General features: G+C 40.5%; 2 protein-coding genes. One reads left to right on the top strand and one right to left on the bottom strand.

Annotated features, from left to right (window positions below; genetic code table 11):
- The coding region (gene dcm / locus EPB74_RS13340) for a DNA (cytosine-5-)-methyltransferase (RefSeq protein ID WP_274904632.1) at positions 1 to 819 on the top strand (819 nt) is incomplete at its 5' end.
- Here dcm and EPB74_RS13335 read toward each other — a convergent pair.
- A partial coding sequence (locus EPB74_RS13335; protein ID WP_274904630.1) for an LlaMI family restriction endonuclease occupies positions 816 to 1,466 on the bottom strand: 651 nt, incomplete at its 5' end. The two genes, dcm and EPB74_RS13335, sit on opposite strands and share 4 nt — an antisense overlap.

Raw genomic sequence — 1,466 nt, 5'->3', positions numbered from 1 at the left:
TTTAAAGATACACGCGGCACTATGTTTTTTGAGATTCAGCGAATTTTGGCTGAAAAGCGTCCAAAAATATTTTTACTAGAAAACGTCAAGCGATTAAGAACTGATAAGAAAGGGGAAACCTTCCAAACAATCTACGATATCTTGACAGGTCAGCATAAAGACAGCATACCTGATGACGTACCCATGAGTGAAGAATCACGCGAGGCTTTGTCTCATAAGCTAAATTATTGGGTAGGATATGCTGTGTTGAGGGCTGCGGACTTTGGTGCGCCACAAAATAGAGAGCGTATTTTTATCGTAGGTTTTAATAAAGATTATTTTGATAAAGTCGAAAACTTTGACGAGCTATTTAGTTTCCCTAAGCCTACTCATAGCAAAACCCGTGTTGGCGATATATTAGAGGATGTGCCAGCTGATGATACGGTCTATACCATATCCGATAACCTATGGGCTGGTCATCAAAAAAGAAAGGACCAGCATATAAACAAAGGTAACGGCTTTGGTTACAGCTTATTTAACCATGATAGTGCATACACCAATACTATTAGCGCACGTTACTATAAAGATGGTTCTGAAGCATTGATCGACCAATCCCAATATGGGAAGAACCCAAGAATGCTAACTCCTCGAGAATGCGCTAGATTACAAGGCTTCCCCGAGGAATTTTTGACTGATGCAGTATCTAAGACACAAGCGTATAAACAGTTTGGTAACTCTGTTTGCGTTAAGGTCGTTGAGGCAGTAGCGGAGCAAATGGTCTCAACACTCCATAAAGCTGAGGCCATTCAAAAACAAGCTGATTTATTGACCGCTATTTAAAATCCTGGGAATGGCGGATATGTTCGAGTAATTAATGAGTCCCAATGGTTGTTATTAGCACGCCATTGGGAGTAGTTACGAGCGTTTCCTACGTACATACCACTATCAAAGAACACCACACCTTGTTCTACAAGCTTAATCCAATTATCGAAGATCATTGGCTCACCAAAAGCGATTTGGTTGTAACAGCCGTCTTTGCCTTTATTGCACTTGAACCAACCATGATGGCCAAACTTCTTTGTTAGTTTACTATTCAAATTATCTCTATCCCAACGGGCCAGGATAACTCCCTCTTGTTGTAGGCTTGGAGGGACTATATTTGCTTTATCAGGGCGAGGATCTTTTGAATAGTTATAAACGATGATTATATTCTTTGCATCATCAAAAACCATTTCTGAGCCATTATAGGTTGATGGAGAGTTAAAGTTAGGAATTGGGCTACCTGACCATGAGTAACGTCCACCCTTTTCTGCATTAGGCTTGCCAAACACTTCCATAAATTGCGTGCGATTCAGATCGATTTCTTTGTCTTTGAAGATATAGTAGTTAGCACTCCAATCACCAAAAGTGGTCTTACTACCAGTAGAGTTTTTCATCTCATAGCCGTATAAGTCAGGCTCATTGTTAGCATTCGCGGCTATGCCCAT

This window comes from Psychrobacter sp. DAB_AL62B (genome assembly GCF_028895345.1).
GTDB lineage: Bacteria > Pseudomonadota > Gammaproteobacteria > Pseudomonadales > Moraxellaceae > Psychrobacter.
Note: the sequence above shows the minus strand (reverse complement) of the source record. Positions and strands in the feature narration are given on the sequence as shown.